Annotated in this window: 1 protein-coding gene; it reads right to left on the bottom strand. The window is 59.4% G+C overall.

The window, feature by feature from the left end; translation table 11 throughout:
- Positions 1-51 precede the first annotated feature (51 nt).
- A partial coding sequence (locus tag MPRO_RS21930) for a LysR substrate-binding domain-containing protein (protein ID WP_245635180.1) occupies positions 52-599 on the bottom strand: 548 nt, incomplete at its 5' end.

Below are 599 nucleotides of genomic sequence, written 5' to 3'. Positions count from 1 at the left end.
TAGGGGCTAGGGGCAAGATAACAAGAAACAAGAAACAAGAAACCAAATCTATCAGATACGCACGTCAGGCAGCTGGCGCAGCCAGTCGAAGAATACCCGGATGCGGGCATTATCCAGCGCTCCGGGCCTGTGAATCAGGTAATAGGAACAGCAGGATGGCAAGGCCGGCAACAGCGATACCAGCCGACCACGATCCAGATCCCCATCGATCAGCCGACCGCGGGCCAGCGCCACGCCAAGACCTGCAGCGGCGGCCTCGATGGCGAGATCCGCCCGATTGAAGTAATGCCCACGATCACTCTCGACAGACGTCAGCCCTGCCTTGTCGAGATAATAACGCCACTCCGCATCCCGGCGCGCCTCATGCCAGGCCATGGAGTCGTGCAGCAAGGTCAGCTCCTTCCAGCTGTCAGGATCATTCCAGTCGCGCGCGGCCGCATAGTCGGGGCTGGCCACCGGAAACAGCGTTTCAGCCAGCAGCGGTGTCGCTACCAACTCGCGATACTCCCCGAAGCTATAGTCAATCGCCAGATCGAAGTCCCGCGGTTCGGTGCGCAGCAGGGATTCTTCGGCGAAGGTTTCAACCCTAATATCGGGAT

Source organism: Marinobacterium profundum (genome assembly GCF_001528745.1).
GTDB classification, from domain to species: domain Bacteria; phylum Pseudomonadota; class Gammaproteobacteria; order Pseudomonadales; family Balneatricaceae; genus Marinobacterium_A; species Marinobacterium_A profundum.
The sequence above is the reverse complement of the archived record's forward strand: the minus strand, read 5'-3'. Positions and strand labels throughout refer to the sequence as shown.